Raw genomic sequence first — 19,593 nt, forward strand, 5'->3', positions numbered from 1 at the left:
CATTATTGTTAACGTAATGCTCGACGATGGCGAATGCGCCTTAATTTTAAGCACCTTTGCAGTGCTTCGGCTTTTCTGACCGCCTTTACTGCGCGCCAAATGTTATTTTGTAATTTTAGATAGGCTAAAAATAGTGCTAAAAATGCCGTTAACGATAACCATTCAGGGGCTTGGTTATAATCAAGCGTAATGCCAATAAAGGCAATGAATAAACTGAGTAAGGTAATGATCACTAACGCTTCGCGAGAACTGAAACCGGCACGCATAAATATGTGATGCAGGTGATCACGGTCTGGTTTGAATGGGGATTGGCCTTTTTTAATGCGGCGCACCATGACCCCAGCCATGTCGATTAATGGAATGGCCACTAACCACAATGCGGTTACCGCTTTGAATGCTTGCGGGGAATGCTTACCTTGGCTGCCCATGGCTAATAACCAAATTACGCTTAAACCAATAAACATCGAACCCGCATCGCCCATAAATATTTTTTTATTACGGTCGCAATGAGCTCTAAGGTTGTAAGCAAGGTATGGCAGCAATACCAATGCAAAGGTCATGGCAAACATGGCGGCTTGGTTTTGGCCACTTAAATAAAACAACACCGCTAGGCCTAACATGGTGGTTAAGGTCACACCACCTATTAAACCGTCAATGCCATCAACCATGTTGTAGGCATTAATCGCCCCTAATACCGCCACATAGGTAAAGGGCACCGCCAGCCAACCTAAGTTAAGGTCACCCACTGCAATTAAATCACCCAGGTTTTCAATTTGTTGGTCGGCGCCAAATATCATGATAGATGCGGCCAACATCTGCCCCACAATACGGGTTCTGACGCTCAGGTCGCGTTTGTCATCTACCACGCCAATGAGCACCATTAATCCTGATGCAACAATAAACAAGTAAGATTCATGGTCGAATGGCGCACTGCCGATAAATAACGACAGGCAAAGCCCTAAATATATGGCTATGCCCCCAATTAAAGGGATGCTACCAGTGTGAAGTTTTCTGGCATTGGGCTTGTCTACTAGGCCAATATTGATGGCGACTGGCTTTAACACCAATATCGCTATTAGCGTGCCAATCACTGCTGAAATGATTTGTTCCATTGATGATTCCATGCTTCCTGCCTTTTTATTATTTTCTTGCTGTTACCGCATCCATTGGGTAACAATTGAACTGCAAATTAGCGTACGCTGACTTTACATACGCTACCGCCCTTAGGTTACAGGCCCTACATCCTCATGAATCCGTGTTGTAAAATAAGTCATGGCATTGGTTAGCCAGTTAGTGCTTATCTTAAACAGTTACCATGGTGTAAGGCATCCCCACTTATGGGCAGGGTCGTACTGCAAAAAATTCAACGGCCATCCTTGGTGATTCATAAATACTCTGCAGGCCCCCAATGGTGGTAATTGACCTAAGCGTTAAGTTGTTCTATGAACCAATGCTGGCAGTATATTATATTTATGAAGCTGATGCTGTAGTAAAAAGCACCAAACAGCCTGCTGTTATTTGAATTTTTTTAAGCATAAGCCTCTACCGTCAAGCACACTTTTCACACAACAAGCCAATAACTACATCATTTCAAATACATAACGCCAAGCAACCGGAACCAGTGTGCCCCAACAAAAGACCAACTAAGCTTGCCGGCTATTTATGTTAGCCCTTAGCATTTAACATCACCCTATATAGCTATAACGACAATTTGTTGTTTTAGTTGACAAAAATCGTTATTTATTAGCGAAATAGCGCACCAACACAATCGCCACCGACAACATGCCCCCTAGCAATACTGCTAGCACACAAATAAGCGCTCTTTTCGGGCCTGATTTCAGTTCTGGCACCACCGCCGGATCGATGGTTTTAAACACAAAATCGTCGTTGGTTTCCGCCAACATTAACTGCTTAGTTTGTTCTTCAATCAGTTGATAAAACACCGTTTGCATTTCGGCAATAGTGGTTTTTGCTAATTGTTGCTCAAGGTAGCTTATGTTTTTACTGGTTTCGGCTTTAGTGCGCTCTTTCATTACCCAGTTGATGTCTTGCACCAACCGTTGCGCCCAGGTTCGCGCTACCACTGGCGAGATATGCTCAATGCTTATCGTCACCAAGCCGGTTTCTTTATCTTGGGATACATTAAAATGGTTTTTGATAAATACTTCATGACTTTCTTGTAGCGACGGTTCACTTTGCCTTGGAAAGTTGGCCTCCCTTAGCCACTGTTTGGTGGTTGGGTTATACACATCGGGATCAAAGCTTAGCACTTGGCTGTATGGATCCCATTTGTCCCATGCCATTAGCTCTGGCTTGATTTCATGCTTTGTTAAAAAGTATTCAAAAAACTTGCGTGATTTAATCACCTGCAGCGCAAGCTGAGTGTTGTCGGTGGCACCGCCGCCACCTAAATTAATGCCGGCTAACGATGCCAAGCCACCAAATTTGGCGGCCATGCCTGACATACTTGATTCTGCTTGTGAAGGCGCCAATAGTGCTTCACTTTTGTAAATATTGGGCTTGCTAAGTGCAAACAACACCCCAGCCACGGCAAAAACCGCGGTTATCGCCAAAATTAACAGCTTGCCCTGCCAAATAGCGGCAAAAAGTTCACCAAGATCGATTTCATCATCTTCTGGTTTATAGGTTGGTTGTTCAGTATTTGTCATATTTTAAGTTCTAATTAATAAGTTCAAGGGCCTGTGGCCGTCACTGACATAAGCCATGGCGAGTCATCAACTAACAACATGCTTGCCAAGTTGTTGGGCGCGCTTTAGCCGCATTTATACTCGATAACCCCGTGAATCGGCCTAGGGTCAAGTTCGCTAACCCTAGGGCCTAGGTTTGGGTTATTTAATGGCGTTTACTGCTACACCAATTTGATAAAGGATCTGCGTCATCATAGTGGTTGCCGTTAGTGAATCACGGTAATCAGAATCAACAGGCACCACAATGGTGTCACCTGGCATTAATGGTGAGTCATCATTGCCAAACCAAAAGCCGGATTCAGGCTTAACCACGGCGCCATTAGCACGCACAATAAACACACGATCTTCATCTGCTTGTTTTTTCATGCCGCCGGCTAAATCAATGTAATCTTCATAATTCAGCTCTGGGTCTAACAGGTACGAAGTGGTGACTTGTACTTCCCCTAAAATAGTAATGGTGTTTCTGAACTGTGGTACATAAAGCAAGTCGCCGTTTTCAAGCAAGAAATCACGAGACACTTGCCCTTGGGTAATGGCCGGTAAATCCACTACCATTCGCCCTAGGGCTTCTGAATTGCTCATGCTTTCAACCATTTCTAACTGTTCACGGGGGGATGAACGGTCTGTCATGCTGCCGGGGCCAGCCTGACGTAATGACTTTTGCGCCACCTGTTGGCGGATGCTTTCAGCATAAGCATTCAATTGTTCTTGCTCTTTAATGCGTAACGATTCACGGGTAAAGACGGCACCATCAACATGGGCGATTTCTGTAAGCCCCCCTGCTCTTGCAAGCAGTTGACCTAAGGTTTCACCACGCTGTAGGGTATAAATCCCAGGGAATTTCACTTCCCCTTGCAAACTTACGGTTCGTTCTGACTCGATATCTGGCACTTTAACAATGTGCAGTTTATCTTCTGGTTGCAGCGTGTAGCTTTGCTTACCCGACAGTATGTCTGCCAAGTTAATATCGACGACTTGGGTTAACGCTCGGCCCGGTTTAATGGTCTTACGCGTCAGTTCACTGCGAATTTGGTATGCGGCGCCGGTTAAGCCACCTGCACTTTTTATTAGTGTTAATAAATCCGCGCCTTTAGTCAGTGGGTATTTACCTGGGAAGCGTACTTCACCAATTACCGATGCAAATTGTGGACGTTGATCGATTGATGCTTGTTCTTCAAGTTGCAAAGTTACCACTTTTAATAGGTTACTGCGGGTTGCCTGCCATGCCCGCAGCAAGGCTGACTCGTCTAAGCCTAGGGCCTCCATGGCTTGTTCAACATTCAACTTTTGCTTTAGCTTTTCAAGCTGTTGCTGTTGTTTGCTGAGGGGTTGTTGCCCCTCTGTCGGTGCCTTTTCGGCAAGCTCAAACTGCTGGTTGTTTTCCAGATCTTGCTGTTGTTGCTGCTCTGTTTCGGCTTGTTGCTGCGCTTGTTCAACACTCAGGATTTCAGTGCTTTGCTGTTCTTCGTTGAGAAATGGCGTAAAATCATAGCGGCTAAAGACCAGTAATTCGTCCTGTTGCTGCAGGGCGATGTTTGCTTGGGTTTTACCTGCAATGACGGCATCAAGATCAATACTCAAGGTTTCAACCTTGTCGTGGCCAACCTTGCGTACTAGCAGGGCATAGTTCAGGTCGCTACTTTTGTTAATGCTATGAATGCCATCTTCAAATAAGTCCGCCACGGTCATGCCGGGCTTGTATTGATAATCCCCTGGGCGGGCAACATCCCCTTTCAAGCTGACCACATTGTTGATGTGTTTATCAATTTTGCCGACTTCCAACACATCACCGTCTTGGGTTTTAACGCTGTCTTTTTGTTTATGGTAATTTAAAGTCAGCGTCTCAATAAAACCTTGCTGATTGTTGCGCAGCATCTTCACTGAGCTAACAAAGGCGTTGTTGGTAAAGCCACCTGCTAATGCCACTAAGTCATCCAGTGTTTCATTACCCGCTAACTCATAAATTGCTGGTCGCTTAACTTCACCTGTGACCGTTGCGGTTTTATTGACTGGGGCAATGAATACCACATCACCATTTTGTAATTGTGCATCGGCACTGGTGCTGCCGTTGATCAATAAATCGTATAAATCCAGCTTAGAAACCATTTTGCCATTTCTAAGTAAGCGAATGTCCCGCAAGCTACCTACTTCGGTCACACCACCACTAGAATAAATCGCATGGGTCATGGTGGAATGGGCAGACACTAAATATTTGCCAGGCTGATAGCTGTCTCCTACGACGAATATTTCAATTTTTCTTAGCTTACCCATGCTGACATTGCTTTTCACACCAATTTTTTGGCTGGCAACGATGGTTTGAATTTTGTCTTTGGCTTGCTTAAAGGTTAAGCCGGCTAATTGTACAGGGCCAATTTTAGGAAAGCTGGCGTCCCCTTGGTTATCAATGAATAACTCAAAATTTGAATTTTCTGCACCATAAAGCTGAATATTTAGGCTGTCACCCGAACCCAGTAAATAACTGCTCGGCACCGGGGTATTATTTTGCGGTTCAAAACCATTGGGAAGGGTGGCGAACACATCCACCCCAAAGCGAGTGATTTGTGGTTCATTTTCAAATGCAAGCAAGGGGGCTTGTTTGTCTTTTTTAAGTTCACGCTTTTGCGGTAATTGTTGTTTTACCACTTGCCCAGAGGCTGGGGTTGCCCCCATCAGATCATCAATACTCACACCATACTGAGCGGCAAGCGCTTGTTGCTGTGAAGCAGGCAGTTGTTTGAACATTTCCATTTGTGCAGGACTGACTGCCTCTGCCGGCATTGTCACTGTAAACCACAGTGCCGCAGTTAAAGAAGAGAGTTTTAACTTCATTTTATTCCCTTATTATTAAAATCGGTATTGATAACCTAGATTCAGCTGGTTTGTTCTTAACGGTGTTTTGTCAGCTAAATTGACATACTCTAGAGTCATCGCATGGCGTTTATCAAACGCATAGTGACCACCTAAACCAAAACTGGCACTGCTGGCCGCGGTTTCTTGGGCGTTGTAGTCTAATTTTGAATGGCTTATCCCTGCCAGGGCATAGAGCGCAAATTGTTTGGTCATTGGCAGGTTCGCTTTCGCGTATACGCTGATAACTGAACTCAGATGGATGCCACCACTGCGATTTAAGCCATTGTTAAATCTTGATTCAACCGCAAAGTAATCATTGAAATAATGGCCAAGTTGCAATGTGGTTGTTGAAATATTTGCGTCTTGAGTTGAGGTTGGGTTTTCTAACGCCAATTCTACCGCTGTATAACCCAATGCGATGCCCGCATAGGTATCAGCCTTGGCATGTGTGGCCAAGTTAAGCCATACAAGCATCATGATTAAATAGCGCATACAAATCCTTTTCGCTTACAAATGCACACCGGAAATTTTCTGCCCTTTTTGGGGAGGTGTGAATATTAATATCTAAAGATATAAATTTAATATTATAAAAATTATGCGAAATTCTAATCTATTGGGGCGGACTTTTAAAGCTCATTCATCATAATATGTTTCATCTAAGCCTTATATATCGGCTGTTTTATTCATTTTTTGGGCTGTGTAATCAGCACCATTTTGGGGTCAGTATTTGTGGTTTAAAGTTCACTTTTGTTGGTGGCGATTACCACCTGCTCAATGATGGTCGCTAATTTTTGCTTTAAGGCCTGTTTTGCTGGTTCGTCGCCATGGACGATAACGACTTTTGCTGGGCGCTTATAAATGCGTTTAATAAAGTTAATCAGGTTGGCTTGATCGGCGTGGGCGGAATAACCGCTAATGGTGTGCACCCCTGCTTTGATTGCGACGTTTTGGCCTTCAATCACGGCATAGCCATTTGGTTTGCTGGCGTATTGTTGAATTTGGCGGCCAACGCTGCCCTTGGCTTGATAGCCGACAAATAGCACATCGGTTTTGGGGTTGTCTAGAAAGGTAGTTAAATAGTGGCTGATCCGACCGCCGTTGCACATGCCACTGGCGGCAATGATAATGGCCGGCTTATTGCGTTTCGATAGGTACTCGATGGCGCTTAAGTGATCTTGGTGTGAGTTGACCGTGTACAGGCTGTCAAAATCGAGCGGATGTCTGCCCTGTTTGATGGCTTGTTTGGCTTCTTTGTCCCACAGTTGCTGAAAATGTAAATAGTACTCTGTGAATTGCGCGGCCATGGGGGAGTCGACTATCACCTCAATATGGTGCAGCTTGCTGCTTTTGGGGGCTTTGGCAATAATTTGTTCCAATTCATACAGCAGTTCTTGGGTGCGGCCAATGCTAAAGGCGGGAATAAGCACTAGCCCATTATCTGCCACTGCCTTGTGCAGCACTTGGCTAAGCTGCTGTTTACGTTGCTTACGATTGTGGTGAAGGCTGTCACCGTAGGTACTTTCGATGACCACTATGTCTGCTTGATAAGGGCTTTTAGGTGCCGCTAATAACGGTGTATAGGGCGCCCCTAAATCCCCAGAAAAAACGATGCGTTTACTGGTTTGCTGGTGTTTAATTTCGGTTTCGAGGTAGGCGGAACCAAGAATATGGCCTGCTTGCCTAAATTTCACTTTGAAAGTGGCCGTTGAATGTTGCGCTAAGGCCACCTGCACCCAGCTGTCATAAGCCACCGCAACCAATTGTTTGTGCAGTTGCTTTAGGCACTTTTCAATCAGGCGTTTGTTTCTGGTGACGCCTAATTTGAGTGCATCTTCAATCACCAGTGGCAGCATGGCTGCGGTTGCTTCTGTGGCAAATATCGGGCCGTTAAAGCCTGCAGCAAGTAAATAGGGTATGCGGCCAACATGATCAATGTGGCAATGGGTCACCAATAACGCTTGCAGGTGGCTGATATCAAAGGTGATCGGCAATAGTTGCTGGGGTGATTGAGCGGCGACCTCTTCCCCTTGGAAAAGGCCGCAATCCACCATAATACTTGAGTGCTCGTCGATGCAAAGTTGATGACAAGAACCTGTGACGCCTTGTACCGCTCCATGGTGAAGTATGTGCATGGTCGCTCCTTGGCTATTGCTGTTATGGTTGAGTAAATCCCCTAAAAACTATAGCTGGTTTCTATCACCCATGCTTGGGTGTCATAACTGCTGGCAAACCCCACCGAATAAAATAAGCCTAGGCTGAAACCTCGGTAATGCATTAAATCGAGCCCAAGATCGATCACTCCGCTGTTTTCCCCTGCTAATAACCCTGTAAACTTACCGCCACGGCGCAGCAAGTTATAGTTTTTGCCATCTTGCTTCACTCTTAGTTTACTGTGTTCTTCGTTTTCACCTAAGATTTGGGTCCAGTTGATTCCTAGCCTTGGCATCAGGGCCCAGTCTTCGAAAGCATAGAAATAACTCAAACTGCCCCCTAGCGTTGCCGCGGCCTGCTGCGATTGGGAAATCGCATCTAAGGTATTAAGCTTGCCATCAACCAGTTCTCTTTGCTTTTGATCGACATCCATTTGGTTACCGGCAATGGTGACGCCATAGTTTACACTGAAGTCTTGCCACTCATAAAAACTGCCGATACCGATGGCAATGCCAAACCCATCTGAAGTGGATTCGTTCATGGCTTTATCTTCACCGCTTGCAGCAAATGAGTAATCATCAAATTGGAACAACTGCATATCCATGTAATAGTCATCCAACTGATAGGTTAAGCCTAAGTTAATAAACTCAGAGTTATAATCATACTTTGATCGTGGTTTGCTGGTTTGCTCTTTAAAGTCACTGCTTTTACTGTAGGCCGCGTCGATAATCCATTTATCATTAATACTAAGTTGGTAACGTAACCCATAACCCGTGGGCTGAATTTCAGAGGCTGAAGGTTGGTCATTTAAATAAGACGCGCCGATCAAGTGTTGAAACTCTGTGGCTGCCAATGGCGTACAAAATATAGAAAGTAAAATAAGAATTCGATATTGCATTGTTATTATTGTTTTTAATGTTTTTAGGTGTATTTAGTTAAGTCGACTTATTGTGTCCATGGCTAAAGACATTCTTTTAAGCTATTAATTTTAAAGCCCGCTTGCAAGAGCCATTAACATTGTATTAACTTATCAGTGGTTCAATATTGAACAAAGCATTCATAACCTAAGGAATTGGCGATGAAGAAAATAGTAACACTATTAATGTTTTTTGTTGGTTTTTTTGCACAGGCTAAACCACTTAACATTACCCCCCTGTCAGACAGCTTGTTTATGCTGCAGGGCTCTGGTGGCAATATCGCTGCCTTCATCGGCGATGACGGGGTATTGATCGTTGATGACCAATATGCCAAAAGCGCGCCTTTTATTGAGCAAGCCCTTGCCACAATAACCAAAAAAAAGGTTAACTATATCGTTAACACTCACTACCATGGTGATCATACTGGGTCTAACGCCCACTTTGGTGACAGTGCCACTATTTATGCCCAGCACAATGTACGCATCCGACTGCAAAGCCAATCCGATCTGCCAGCAACGGCGTTACCTAAGATTACCTATCAAGATGGCATTAAAGTTTTTATCAATAATGATGAAATTCAGGTTATCCACTTAGCTAATGGCCATACCGATGGCGACAGTATTTTATGGTGGCCACACCAGAATGTATTACACACTGGTGACTTATTCTTTAATGGTCGATTCCCTTATATTGATCTTAAGGCGGGCGGCACGGTCGCCGGTTACATTGGTAATATTGAACATATGTTAACCATGCTTAATGATGACAGCTTTATTGTGCCTGGCCATGGGGATCTCGCCAATAAGTCAGAATTACAGCAATTTCTTAATATGATTAAAGCCACCAGAGACTATGTTGCCGCCCAAAAACAAAGTGGCAAAACCTTAGAACAAGCCATTAATGAAGGCTTACCCGCTCAATTTGATAAGTACAGTTGGCAGTTTATTTCCACCAAGAAGTGGATCACCACCTTGTGGCAATAACGCTCAAATAAAAAAGGAAGCTTACGCTTCCTTTTTTATTTACTGCGGATTTAATTAGCCTTTATAGCCAAATAACTTGCTATTAATGATCTCTTTGGCGACGACGTCTGGCACCATTGATTGCCAACGTTGATCAGCGTCTTTACTGTGTAAGTGTCGATACACTTCCCTTGAGTATATCCCCAAGTATGAAGGGTCTGTGGCTTCGATGCCACGAATAAACCCATTTTCAAGTAAATGACGGTACAAGTAATTTAAATGCGTTGGCACTTCGATTGACTCGAAGTGCTTCACTTCACCTGCTTCATTGTTTTCTGGGTAAACAAACAGGCGAGTATGATCTGGGAACAGCTTGCCAAAGGCTTCTAGAATGCCCCCTTCTAAACCGAGATAGTTTTCTTCATCGAAAATTTGACGAATATTAATCATGCCAACCACAATAGCCAGCTGTAGGCTAGTAAACTGACGGAAATACGCCCTTAGTGAGAAGTACCTGGTGTAGTCCGAAATCATGACGTTGTAGCCTAATTTATTGAGTAGCTGCACACGTTCAATTAAATCTTCTTCTGAAACGTTTAAGTCACTGCCTCGGGCGTCATTAAGAGAGATTTCAGCAATCACAGTGGTGTTACTGGCATCCACGCCTTCGAGCTCATAAAACGCTTTTTGGCCTTGCTCTATCATGTCTTGGCTTAAAATCGTGACCGGCCTGAATGTACCACGAATGGTCAACACATTCTTTTTGTAGAGCATTTCAGCCGGCACTGCCACGCTACCGTCTGGTTTGAACATCACGGCACGAGTTTTCCAACTGCGGATCAAGTGAATATTCTTAGCTCGGTTATCGACATCTTCAAAACAGGGGCCCGTGAATTCTATTGAATCGATTTCAATGCGGTCTGATTTTAGATTATCGGTTAATGAATCAATCAGTGTTTTAGGATTTTCATAGTAGTAATAGGCACCATAAATTAGGTTAACCCCTAACACACCTAAAGCGTCTTGCTGGGCTTCTGCGGTATCGTCGAGCATGCGCACATGCACCACAATATCCGATGGCTCTGCCCCTGGGTACATCTGCACACGAACGCCACACCATGCATGACACTCATTGTTACGGTTGAAGCTTTTTGCTGCGACTGTTGTGGCATAACTAAAATAACGGGAGCTTTTAGGGCGTACGTCACCTAAGCGTTCAACCACTAAGTTAAACTCTTGCTCCATCATTGCCTTTACTCGGCTTTTACTTACATAACGGCCATTTTCTTGAACGCCGTAAATATCGTCAGAGAACTTCATGTCATAGGCTGACATGGTTTTAGCAATGGTTCCAGCGGCTGCGCCTGCAACGAAAAAATTACGAGCTACTTCTTGGCCAGCACCAATTTCTACGATAGTGCCGTATTTCTTTTCATCAAGGTTTAGGCGTAGGGCTTTTTCTTTGGTAGTACGAGAACTTACTTGCTTGTCCATATTTCTTCCGTTGTATCTTTTAACGCGGGTAATATACATTTCCCAGCACGTTTATCAACATATCATTACTAAGTTATACTATTTTGAATAAAAAACGTGCGGGATTATCGTTGTTAAAAGTGCCATTGTAGATAGAAGCTTTGGTAATTACTGCCACCTTTAATTCGCCCAAACGCCGAGCTGGTTTCAAAAATTCCCGATCTATGGTGAATACTGTAGCCAAACCACGCATGCTTAAGTTTACTGCTTTGGAAAATATCCCCTAAATTTACATCCAATGAGAAGTCCAAATAATTTAATAATTTCGATGGCTGGTAGCCTTTTCGTTCAACTTCTGATCCTTCAACATAGGTTAATTGGCTGATATAAGATAACCCTTCTGCCGCACCAAAACGCCATTGGGGCCCGAGTTCAAAGGTATAAAATGCCTTAACCGCCAATATTCCTTCCACCGATTCATTTTGCACTTTCGACCCATAATGGAATACCGCACCTGGGGTAAAGTAAATATCGATTGGCGCATCAAATACTCTGTCTGCTAATGGAATACCATAAAAAGCCGAAGTCATTTGATTGTTATAAGGGTCGGTTTTTGCTTGGAATAACAAAATATCCGCCAAGCTAGATGGCGTCGCAAAGCCATGGGCAATGCGCCAGAAATTGCCACTTTGTTCTGAAACAGGGCGTTTTTGCTGTCGCTGTTTTTTATCGGCAAAGAAACCAAAACCCAAAAAGGTTTCTGCTTGATAGCGGCTATCAATGATGGGTAAGTCATAGACTGCGTCGTCCAGGCGACTGATCCCAGCTTGGCCAATCAAATATAAATTACTGGTTACATGGTATCTGGCAATCGCGCCGACACTGGCGGCCACACCGCCACCGATATTAAAGTTGTCGACACCATAGTAGTAGCTGTTAAAGTCGCTGCTTTTCCAGTTTAACTCGGCGTAGGGTTCGATTTCCCAGTCTTCATTTTCCCAAAATGTACGGTAACGGCTGTAACCATAACTTCTTTTATGGGAGTCAGACATAAAAGCGACATCCGCTTTCCAGTCCTGACCTTGATATTGATATTGAAAACCGAAATCAAATGCCTGTGCCTGTGCTTTATTTTGGTATTCAAAAGGCATATCGGCGAACCGAAAGCGACTGTATAAATTAATTTGATGGTTATCGTTTTTATATAAATGCACCCCACCCTCTAAACCTTCTATAAAAAAGTATTCATTGCTGAACTCTAAAAAAGGCATGACGTCAGTCACGGTTTCTTTGGTGGTATTAAATGGGATATCTGCGACCCTAACGCCAATGCCAACCCCCCATTTATTGGGATAATAGTGTTCTGATTGGGATGTTTCAGAAACACTAATAGGGCTAAAAGAACTCAACAACAAGAGCAACAAGAAAGAATAATAAGTGCGTTTCAAATTTCACCCTCTTTATTTAATTATTTGAAAAGTATAGCAAATATCTCTGACAACAAAACCATAAAGCGACATAATTGTGCAAATTTCAGACAACTGTAAGTTAATTGTAAAGCCTATTGACTAACGGAAGGGGCTTGCTAAGTTAATTTGTTATCGTTTTGCTTGGATTCATTATGAATAATAGAACAAAAATAACATTGTCTTTTTTTATTAGCTTAATAATAAGCCTTAATGTGCAAGCTACAAGCAGAGATAATTCACTTGAACACTTATTAGATTTTTCCAATCCCAAACTTGAAAAAGTCAAAAATGCGTATGCTGATAATGATCCGAATAAAGCGCTATCATTGTTATTAAGGCATTTTCGTGAACGTCAGGATATTATTCATCCTACCATCAACCACTGGCAAAGGGGACCGGTGGTCGTCACCCCCCTTGACCAAAGTATGGCGGCTAATGGTCTGAAGCGATTATTGTTTGTTCATAAAGGCTATGGCTACTTTGATTATGGCGCTGATATCAATTGGTCACTTTGGCCTGTAAAAGACAATGAAGTACGTTTTCAGTTGCACCGAATGTATTGGTGGATACCTATGGCTAAGGCTTACTGGAACACGGGGGATGAGGCTTATGTCAAAGAATGGAAGTTTCAGTTCCGCGATTGGATTGCTGACAATCCTTTAGTCGACACTGAGGTCGATGATGATCCGCAAAAGGTCACCCTAGATGAGGATTATAATCACAGGTATCCATGGCGTTCTTTAGAGGTTTCTAGAAGACTGCAAGATCAAGCGAAACTGTTTAATTTCTTTTTATCTTCAGCGCATTTTGATGAAGGTTTTTTAGCGGATTTTTTAATTAATTACCACCGCCATGCTGCTCGGCTTCATGAGCATTATTCTCCAGGTAAAAATCATTTATTATTTCAAGCGATGCGGATGTTTATTGCATCGATTATGTTTCCTGAATTTAAACACAGCAAACAATGGCAGCAACGGGCCATTGCCATTTTACATCGGGAAATCGATAAGCAAATCAATAATGATGGTTATCATTATGAAATTAGTCCTAATTACCATGTCGCCAGTATTGAAATATTTTTAAAGGCGTATAACTTCGCAAAAGTGAACGGCTTAGCTGATTTATTTAACAATCATTATTTGCATAAAGTTAATCGCATGATCCGCGCTAATATCGTGATGTCCTTCCCTGATTTAAGTGTCCCTATGTTTGGTGACGCTAAATGGCGCAGCTTTGATTATATGCTGTCGAGATACCGGACTTGGGCAGCGCTTTTTCCACAAGATAAAGTGCTTGAGTATTTTGCCAGCGGCTTTAAATCAGGACAGCCTCCAGAATTTTTATCTGAAGCATTAACCACCACTGGCCTTTACAGTTTTCGTAATGGCTGGCAGCCTAATTCAACGGTATTGCTCATGCGTAATGGCATTCCTGGTGGTGCTTACCATAGCCAGCCAGATAATGGGACTTTTGAATTGTGGCACAATGGTAGCAATTTAATGCCCGATCCCGGCGCATTCATGTATTCCGGTGAAGAAGTCATTATGAAACAGCGCCGTTGGTTTAGGCAATCCAAGATCCATAACACATTAACCTTAGATGATAAGCGTATTAACATTGACGCTAAGCCCTTGTTTTGGAGAGTCACCGATAAATTGGAAAGTTTAGTTGTTGAGAACCAAAGCTACCCCGATTTAAAGCATAGGCGCAGTATTTTCTTCATTGAGAAGCGTTTTTTTGTGATCCTAGATGAAGCGATTGGTGCGGCAACGGGCGCAGTGAAAGTGCGGCACTTTGTTAAGGAAGGCCAGGTTAGCGTTAATCCTGAACGACACCTTTTACGCACTGATTTTGCCGGTTCAAACCTGAGTATTGCGGCAGTCGCTGTTTCTGAGATGTCTTCCGAGCATGAACTTTCTCGGGTTTCTTACCATTATGGAAAAGCCAAACAACGCAGTGGTATCAGCTTGACGGTCAACAAAACTAATGACTATAGCGCTCGGCTGATCAGTGTGCTTATGCCTTTTGATGGCCCCAGTGAAGACCTTGATGTGCAATTAATTAACGCGCAATTTGTTGACGATAGAGTAACGTTTACGTTAACCATCAACCAACAACAATATCAGCTTGGTTATCAACTTGATGGCGACAATAGCGTTGGTAGCGCTAAAAACTGATCCGGGTTTAACACTTGCGGGGTGAGCCGAATTTTTAATATTGCGCCTTTATACCACCACACCTTGTTTAAGCGCATTCCTAATGCGGTTTTGCCCGCAGCCAATGGGGTAAAACTGACCGGTTTCGATAGCTGTAAATGACCATTAACATAATGTCGGTAATTGCTGCCATCGACACTGATTGCGCCATGATACCATTGTTCAGTTGGGCGCTGATATTCACTTGCTAATAGCGGGTGGTTAGCGTCATCAAAGCGTAAAAAGGTATCTAAATACCATTGGTTATCATCAGTCAGACGCGTTTCAAATAATAACCTATGTTTCTCTCCCTTTACCTGCATATGAAAAAAGCGCTGCTCGTGCTGGCCACCAGCGTAGGGTTTAAAAATAATTTCTGCAGTAAATTGCTGCCAGCCTTGGATCGGTAACGTATCAATGATGATGCCGTCATCGATGCCGTCAAATTCAACGGCCTTACCATAGGGGGTATCGATGACTTTAGGCTGGCCAACGATCTGTAATTGGTGGCCATCGATACTGGTTAAGTTATTTATTGACCAATTGATCACCGCCAATGATTGCCCACAAGTGGCCAACCACAAGCTGCTAAATAAAAGCACCCTTGCAAGCATTTTAATTTCCTTGTGCGAATGTTGTTGCTACTGAGGCCATTGCCAACGGTACCCGACCCCATAAACCGATTGAATAAAATCATGCTGAGGTAACAATTCTAGTAATTTTTTGCGAAGGTTGGCGACATGAGAATCGACGGTGCGATCACTGACTTCGCGATAGTCATCGTACATTTTGTTTATCAATTGTTCGCGATTCCAGGCTTTATTTGCGTGACCACAAAAGGCCGCTAAGATCCGAAACTCCACTGGCGTTAAACTCAATCTGTGACCATTGAGTGCCGCTGTTTGAGCTTCGGCATCAATCGCAATTAACTTTGTTGGAACTGGTGGCGTGAGCCTTCGTAAAATCACTTTTATTCTGGCCATCACCTCTTTGGGGCTAAAGGGCTTACAAATATAATCATCGGCACCAATATCTAACCCCAATAAACGGTCAACTTCTTCAACTTTGGCGGTGATCATCAAAATGGGTAAATTGCTAAACTGCCTAACCTGCTGACATATTTCGATGCCATCAAGATTAGGCAACATTATATCCAGCAGCATGGCTTCGGGACGATGCTGTTTAACCCAGTCCACGGCTAATGCACCGTCATTAATATGATGGCAATTAAATCCAGACGCCTCGGCGTATTTAATCAGGATATTGGCAATCTTTACATCGTCTTCAACGATAACTAGAGTCTTATTATTTTCCATGATGTATCGGTAATTTTATGCTGATAGCAAGTCCAGGAAGCGTTGAATGATGGGCACTCATACTGCCATGGTGGGCCTCGATAATGGCTTTTGAAATGGCTAAGCCCAAACCAGAGCCGCCACTGCTTTTATTGCGTGACGCATCGGTACGGTAAAGCCTTTCAAACAGTTTGTTTAACTCGTCATCCGCCAAGGGGGCGCCGCTGTTTTCAATTACTAGCTCAAGCTCTTGGCTGTGCTGGGCTTGATGACAGCTAATTTTTACCACGCCATCCGTTGGGGTATATCGGTAACAGTTTTCCAAGAGATTGATTAATACTTGGTTGATGCGGTCTTCATCCACTAACGAGCGCTGCTGACAACTTAACTGGTAATTAATGTTAATATTTTTTTGCTTAAACTTGGGCTCAAATTTAGCGGCTGCGGTGCTAACAAGCTGCTGAACAGTGTGTGGGGCTAACTGTAAATCCAACTGACCAATGTCTGCCTGAGTCAGTTGATGCAGATCGTTCACCAACTTATTTAAGCCTTCCACCTCTTCTTTTAATGACGTCACTGCCGCATCATCAAATTCGGTTAAGCCATCTTGTAAACATTCCAGCTCCCCCAAAATAATGGTGATTGGTGTGCGTAATTCATGGGAAATATCCGCCACCCAGCGCTGCCTAGAGTCGCGGTTTTGCTCCAGCGTTTTCGCCAATTGGTTAACGTCTTGGGATAATTTACCTATCTCATTTTGATTACGATAATCACTTCTAGCGTTGAGTCTGCCGTGCTTAAGTTTATTCACCACTGCAGTGACATGGGCAATGGGCTTGGTTAAATAATTGGATAAAATGAGTGCCGCTATCAGGGCCACAAACAAGGCCAGTAAACTGGCAATAACGACAGTATTAAACTGCTGTTTAATAAAACGTTTATCCAGTTCGGCTTTGCCGTTATCAGCCATCACCACACCTATCGCGCCAACCTGTTGACCGTTTGCCATTATCGGCAGCATGGACATGGGTTTATGCATGCGCCCTGCAATAAGTTGATTTTGGCTATCAAACAAGGCCGTGCCCCTAGGTAAGCCTATGCTTTTTGCCCTTCTATGTAACACCTTAGTTTTGGCATTAGCCTCCCCAATAAATTGCCAACTATTGTTGCGGCTGTACCAGGAAGCTAAACGCTCTTTAAGTGCTTCAATGCGTTCCATCCGGGCATTGTTTAGATAGTTATCGAAGCCACGATTAAATTTGTATTGTTGGAACACCAATAACCCAATCACACTGATAAGGGCGGTGGTAAAGATGGCAATAAAGACAGTATTTCTTATTTTCATTATAAAAAGGACCTCGGAATAAATCCGAGGCCAAAGGGTTAACTGCTAAACCTTAATCCTGTTGCTCGGACTTATTATTTTTACGCTTATGATGCTTTTTTATGCGTTGCTTCATAGTTTCCAGCTTAGCAATTTGCTGCTCATTAAGGAAGCTTGCTAATTCTGCCTGACGCGCCGCCATTTCTCGCACTTTAGCGGCGGCTTGTTCCGATGCTAATTGTGCGGCTTCATCTATATTTCCCTCGGCCATAAGCCCTTTAATTTTTGCTTTCGTGGCTTGTGCCGCTTGACGATTAGCCTGTGCTTGTTGGTGCAATACTTTGAACTGCTCGGCTTGCTCCTGTGTAAGCTCAAGTTTCTTGCTAATTCGGTCTATCTTAGACTCAGCGAAAACCGCACTACTGGCCACAATGCCCATCATAATTAGTGGTAATAGAATTCTCTTTTTCATAAATAACACTCCTTAATGGCTAATTGATTACTGGATGTTGCTGACCTTTTAAGATTACCCAAACAATGTCCAGAAAGTATGGAGAAAAAATGGATTTTTTAAAATAATGGTTTTTTTTGATAATACTGGGCTTTCGTTATTAGCAAGTTCTTTTCAATCAACAGCTTAGGCAAATGTAAAAAACCGTAAAGAAAGGTGCTTTAGGCGGGTGGACATAGGATATTAACAGCAATCATGTTCAATTAACGGCAACGCTATTATGTACAAAAAAATAATAACAAATACTTGCTTGGCTTTTTTTAGCTGCTTAATCATTAGCGGCTGCTCGGAGCTAAAAGCAAAATCACAGCAGCCCAATATTATTATTATTTTTGCCGATGATTTGGGTTATGGCGATCTTGGTTATACAGGTCATCCGACGATTGCGACTCCTAATATCGATGCTATGGCTCAGCAGGGACAAAAATGGACCAATTTCTATTCGGCATCCTCAAGCTGCACCCCTTCGCGTGCGGCCTTACTTACCGGACGTTATGCTATTCGCTCAGGCATGCAACCTAAAAGTTTAAGGGCGCCTGTGTTATTGCCATTTTCACTTTCTGGTTTACCTCATCGGGAGCAAACTATCGCCGAAATGCTCAAGCCGCTGGGCTACCAAAGTGCCCTGTTTGGTAAATGGCATTTAGGCAGCCAGAGTCAACACTTACCTTTAAATCATGGCTTTGATGAGTTTATTGGGATCCCCTATTCCAATGATATGGACAGCAGTCAACCCAGCCGAGTCTATCTCAGTAATAACCCAGATATTGATCACTGGCCAGCACCGAGTAAGCAGTTTTTTAATGTCCCTTTAATTAAAGGTTTTGATGTCATTGAGCGCCCCCATAATCAGTACAATATCACCGAGCGCTTAACCGAGTGGACAATCGATTTTATCGAACGCCAACATCAGGCTAAGACTCCTTTTTTTAGTGTGTTAGCCTATACCCAACCCCATGTTCCTGAGTACGCCTCACCAAAGTTTGCAGGCACCAGCGCCCGCGGTGTGTATGGAGATAGCGTCGCTGAGATTGACTGGAGTGTTGGTCAAATTCTTAACAAATTAAAAGCGTTAGACATTGCTGATAATACCCTAGTGATATTCACCTCGGATAACGGCCCGTGGTTAGTGATGGATAAACATGGTGGCACAACCGGCGGCCTCAGAGGTGCTAAAGCCACCACTTGGGAAGGGGGCCAAAGGGAACCGGCCATCTATTGGATGCCTGGAACGGTAAAAGCTGGCACTACTGAAAGGGGCGTAGGCTCAACCTTAGACTTATTACCCACTATTGCGGCATTAACTGGAGCCCCCCTGCCAAATACTATTATTGATGGTAAAAATCAGCTTAAAACGTTAACAGGTCTGGCGCCTTCAGCCAGTGATGAAATGTTCTTTTGGGGGTTAACGGATCAGGTTTATGCGGTTCGTAAAGGGGCTTTTAAAGCGCACTTTGTTACCCATGACCTGCATTTACATAATGCTCCTGCCAGTCCAACGGTTTTAGAGCAACCATTATTATTTAACGTCAATGAGGATCCTAGTGAGCGTTTCAATATTGCCCACAAGCACCCTGAAATAGTTAAGCAACTTAGTGCGCTAAGGGCGCAACATTTGCAATCGATAGAAGCCGTAGAGTTTGAACTGGAAAAGCTTCCCAATAACCGTCAGAAAACCGGTGGCGGTTACGGCAAGGGGCAAGATAAAGGCACCAAATAAATCATTGGGGTTGCACTA

Annotated in this window: 15 protein-coding genes; 3 read left to right on the forward strand and 12 right to left on the reverse strand. The window is 43.5% G+C overall.

Annotated features, from left to right (window positions below; translation table 11 throughout):
* Nucleotides 1-8 precede the first annotated feature (8 nt).
* The 6 genes from wecA to GFB48_RS00280 form a co-directional block, all read right to left on the reverse strand.
* Nucleotides 9-1,124: a UDP-N-acetylglucosamine--undecaprenyl-phosphate N-acetylglucosaminephosphotransferase gene (gene wecA, locus GFB48_RS00255; RefSeq protein WP_163929987.1), complete on the reverse strand. Its 1,116-nt coding sequence runs from the start codon at nucleotides 1,122-1,124 to the stop codon at nucleotides 9-11.
* Nucleotides 1,125-1,736: 612 nt separating this feature from the next.
* Nucleotides 1,737-2,669, reverse strand: a complete 933-nt coding sequence (locus tag GFB48_RS00260; RefSeq protein WP_163929989.1) for a Wzz/FepE/Etk N-terminal domain-containing protein — start codon at nucleotides 2,667-2,669, stop codon at nucleotides 1,737-1,739.
* Nucleotides 2,670-2,849: 180 nt separating this feature from the next.
* On the reverse strand, nucleotides 2,850-5,537 hold the full coding sequence (locus GFB48_RS00265; RefSeq protein WP_163929991.1) for an SLBB domain-containing protein: 2,688 nt from the start codon (nucleotides 5,535-5,537) through the stop codon (nucleotides 2,850-2,852).
* A 15-nt stretch (nucleotides 5,538-5,552) separates the two neighbouring features.
* Nucleotides 5,553-6,050 (reverse strand): outer membrane beta-barrel protein, encoded by a 498-nt coding sequence (locus GFB48_RS00270; protein ID WP_163929992.1) that lies wholly within the window; start codon nucleotides 6,048-6,050, stop codon nucleotides 5,553-5,555.
* A 242-nt stretch (nucleotides 6,051-6,292) separates the two neighbouring features.
* On the reverse strand, nucleotides 6,293-7,690 hold the full coding sequence (locus tag GFB48_RS00275) for an MBL fold metallo-hydrolase RNA specificity domain-containing protein (protein WP_163929994.1): 1,398 nt from the start codon (nucleotides 7,688-7,690) through the stop codon (nucleotides 6,293-6,295).
* Between the two features lie 41 nt (nucleotides 7,691-7,731).
* Nucleotides 7,732-8,607: a porin family protein gene (locus GFB48_RS00280; RefSeq protein ID WP_163929997.1), complete on the reverse strand. Its 876-nt coding sequence runs from the start codon at nucleotides 8,605-8,607 to the stop codon at nucleotides 7,732-7,734.
* Nucleotides 8,608-8,787: 180 nt separating this feature from the next.
* Between GFB48_RS00280 and GFB48_RS00285 the strand changes: the two genes are divergently transcribed.
* Nucleotides 8,788-9,609, forward strand: coding sequence for an MBL fold metallo-hydrolase (locus GFB48_RS00285; protein ID WP_163929999.1), 822 nt, complete (start codon nucleotides 8,788-8,790; stop codon nucleotides 9,607-9,609).
* Between the two features lie 54 nt (nucleotides 9,610-9,663).
* Here GFB48_RS00285 and GFB48_RS00290 read toward each other — a convergent pair whose 3' ends face one another.
* Both GFB48_RS00290 and GFB48_RS00295 read right to left on the reverse strand, forming a co-directional pair.
* Nucleotides 9,664-11,082 (reverse strand): TonB-dependent receptor, encoded by a 1,419-nt coding sequence (locus GFB48_RS00290; RefSeq protein ID WP_163930001.1) that lies wholly within the window; start codon nucleotides 11,080-11,082, stop codon nucleotides 9,664-9,666.
* Nucleotides 11,083-11,195: 113 nt separating this feature from the next.
* Nucleotides 11,196-12,509 (reverse strand): MipA/OmpV family protein, encoded by a 1,314-nt coding sequence (locus GFB48_RS00295; protein WP_163930003.1) that lies wholly within the window; start codon nucleotides 12,507-12,509, stop codon nucleotides 11,196-11,198.
* Between the two features lie 173 nt (nucleotides 12,510-12,682).
* Here GFB48_RS00295 and GFB48_RS00300 point away from each other — a divergent pair, with 173 nt between their 5' ends.
* Complete coding sequence (locus tag GFB48_RS00300; protein WP_163930004.1) at nucleotides 12,683-14,707, forward strand: heparinase II/III family protein; 2,025 nt, start codon at nucleotides 12,683-12,685, stop codon at nucleotides 14,705-14,707.
* Here the strand turns inward: GFB48_RS00300 and GFB48_RS00305 are convergent.
* The 4 genes from GFB48_RS00305 to GFB48_RS00320 are packed head-to-tail and all read right to left on the reverse strand — an operon-like array spanning nucleotide 14,665 to nucleotide 17,816.
* Nucleotides 14,665-15,339, reverse strand: coding sequence for a LamG domain-containing protein (locus tag GFB48_RS00305; RefSeq protein ID WP_163930006.1), 675 nt, complete (start codon nucleotides 15,337-15,339; stop codon nucleotides 14,665-14,667). The two genes, GFB48_RS00300 and GFB48_RS00305, sit on opposite strands and share 43 nt — an antisense overlap.
* 27 nt (nucleotides 15,340-15,366) lie before the next feature.
* Nucleotides 15,367-16,041 carry a response regulator gene (locus GFB48_RS00310; protein ID WP_163930008.1) on the reverse strand — a complete coding sequence of 225 codons (675 nt, stop codon included), beginning with the start codon at nucleotides 16,039-16,041 and terminating at the stop codon, nucleotides 15,367-15,369.
* A complete protein-coding gene (locus GFB48_RS00315) occupies nucleotides 16,031-17,365 on the reverse strand; it encodes an ATP-binding protein (RefSeq protein WP_163930010.1) in 1,335 nt (444 codons plus the stop codon). The genes GFB48_RS00310 and GFB48_RS00315 overlap by 11 nt, the downstream gene beginning before the upstream one ends.
* Before the next feature lie 52 nt (nucleotides 17,366-17,417).
* Entirely contained in the window at nucleotides 17,418-17,816 is a 399-nt protein-coding gene (locus GFB48_RS00320; protein ID WP_163930012.1) for a hypothetical protein, read from the reverse strand.
* A gap of 259 nt (nucleotides 17,817-18,075) precedes the next feature.
* Between GFB48_RS00320 and GFB48_RS00325 the strand changes: the two genes are divergently transcribed.
* The gene (locus tag GFB48_RS00325) at nucleotides 18,076-19,575 is read left to right on the forward strand and encodes a sulfatase (RefSeq protein WP_163930013.1); all 1,500 of its coding nucleotides are present in this window, start codon (nucleotides 18,076-18,078) and stop codon (nucleotides 19,573-19,575) included.
* Nucleotides 19,576-19,593: the final 18 nt, after the last annotated feature.

Source organism: Paraferrimonas sp. SM1919 (genome assembly GCF_010993985.1).
Classification (GTDB): domain Bacteria; phylum Pseudomonadota; class Gammaproteobacteria; order Enterobacterales; family Shewanellaceae; genus SM1919.

What these genes read in the sequence shown, in the direction of transcription:
- wecA (WP_163929987.1), bottom strand. Translation starts at nt 1,124, where the DNA reads ATGGAATCATCAATGGAACAAATCATTTCAGCAGTGATTGGCACGCTA.
- GFB48_RS00260 (WP_163929989.1), bottom strand. Translation starts at nt 2,669, where the DNA reads ATGACAAATACTGAACAACCAACCTATAAACCAGAAGATGATGAAATC.
- GFB48_RS00265 (WP_163929991.1), bottom strand. Translation starts at nt 5,537, where the DNA reads ATGAAGTTAAAACTCTCTTCTTTAACTGCGGCACTGTGGTTTACAGTG.
- GFB48_RS00270 (WP_163929992.1), bottom strand. Translation starts at nt 6,050, where the DNA reads ATGCGCTATTTAATCATGATGCTTGTATGGCTTAACTTGGCCACACAT.
- GFB48_RS00275 (WP_163929994.1), bottom strand. Translation starts at nt 7,690, where the DNA reads ATGCACATACTTCACCATGGAGCGGTACAAGGCGTCACAGGTTCTTGT.
- GFB48_RS00280 (WP_163929997.1), bottom strand. Translation starts at nt 8,607, where the DNA reads ATGCAATATCGAATTCTTATTTTACTTTCTATATTTTGTACGCCATTG.
- GFB48_RS00285 (WP_163929999.1), top strand. Translation starts at nt 8,788, where the DNA reads ATGAAGAAAATAGTAACACTATTAATGTTTTTTGTTGGTTTTTTTGCA.
- GFB48_RS00290 (WP_163930001.1), bottom strand. Translation starts at nt 11,082, where the DNA reads ATGGACAAGCAAGTAAGTTCTCGTACTACCAAAGAAAAAGCCCTACGC.
- GFB48_RS00300 (WP_163930004.1), top strand. Translation starts at nt 12,683, where the DNA reads ATGAATAATAGAACAAAAATAACATTGTCTTTTTTTATTAGCTTAATA.
- GFB48_RS00305 (WP_163930006.1), bottom strand. Translation starts at nt 15,339, where the DNA reads ATGCTTGCAAGGGTGCTTTTATTTAGCAGCTTGTGGTTGGCCACTTGT.
- GFB48_RS00310 (WP_163930008.1), bottom strand. Translation starts at nt 16,041, where the DNA reads ATGGAAAATAATAAGACTCTAGTTATCGTTGAAGACGATGTAAAGATT.
- GFB48_RS00315 (WP_163930010.1), bottom strand. Translation starts at nt 17,365, where the DNA reads ATGAAAATAAGAAATACTGTCTTTATTGCCATCTTTACCACCGCCCTT.
- GFB48_RS00320 (WP_163930012.1), bottom strand. Translation starts at nt 17,816, where the DNA reads ATGAAAAAGAGAATTCTATTACCACTAATTATGATGGGCATTGTGGCC.
- GFB48_RS00325 (WP_163930013.1), top strand. Translation starts at nt 18,076, where the DNA reads ATGTACAAAAAAATAATAACAAATACTTGCTTGGCTTTTTTTAGCTGC.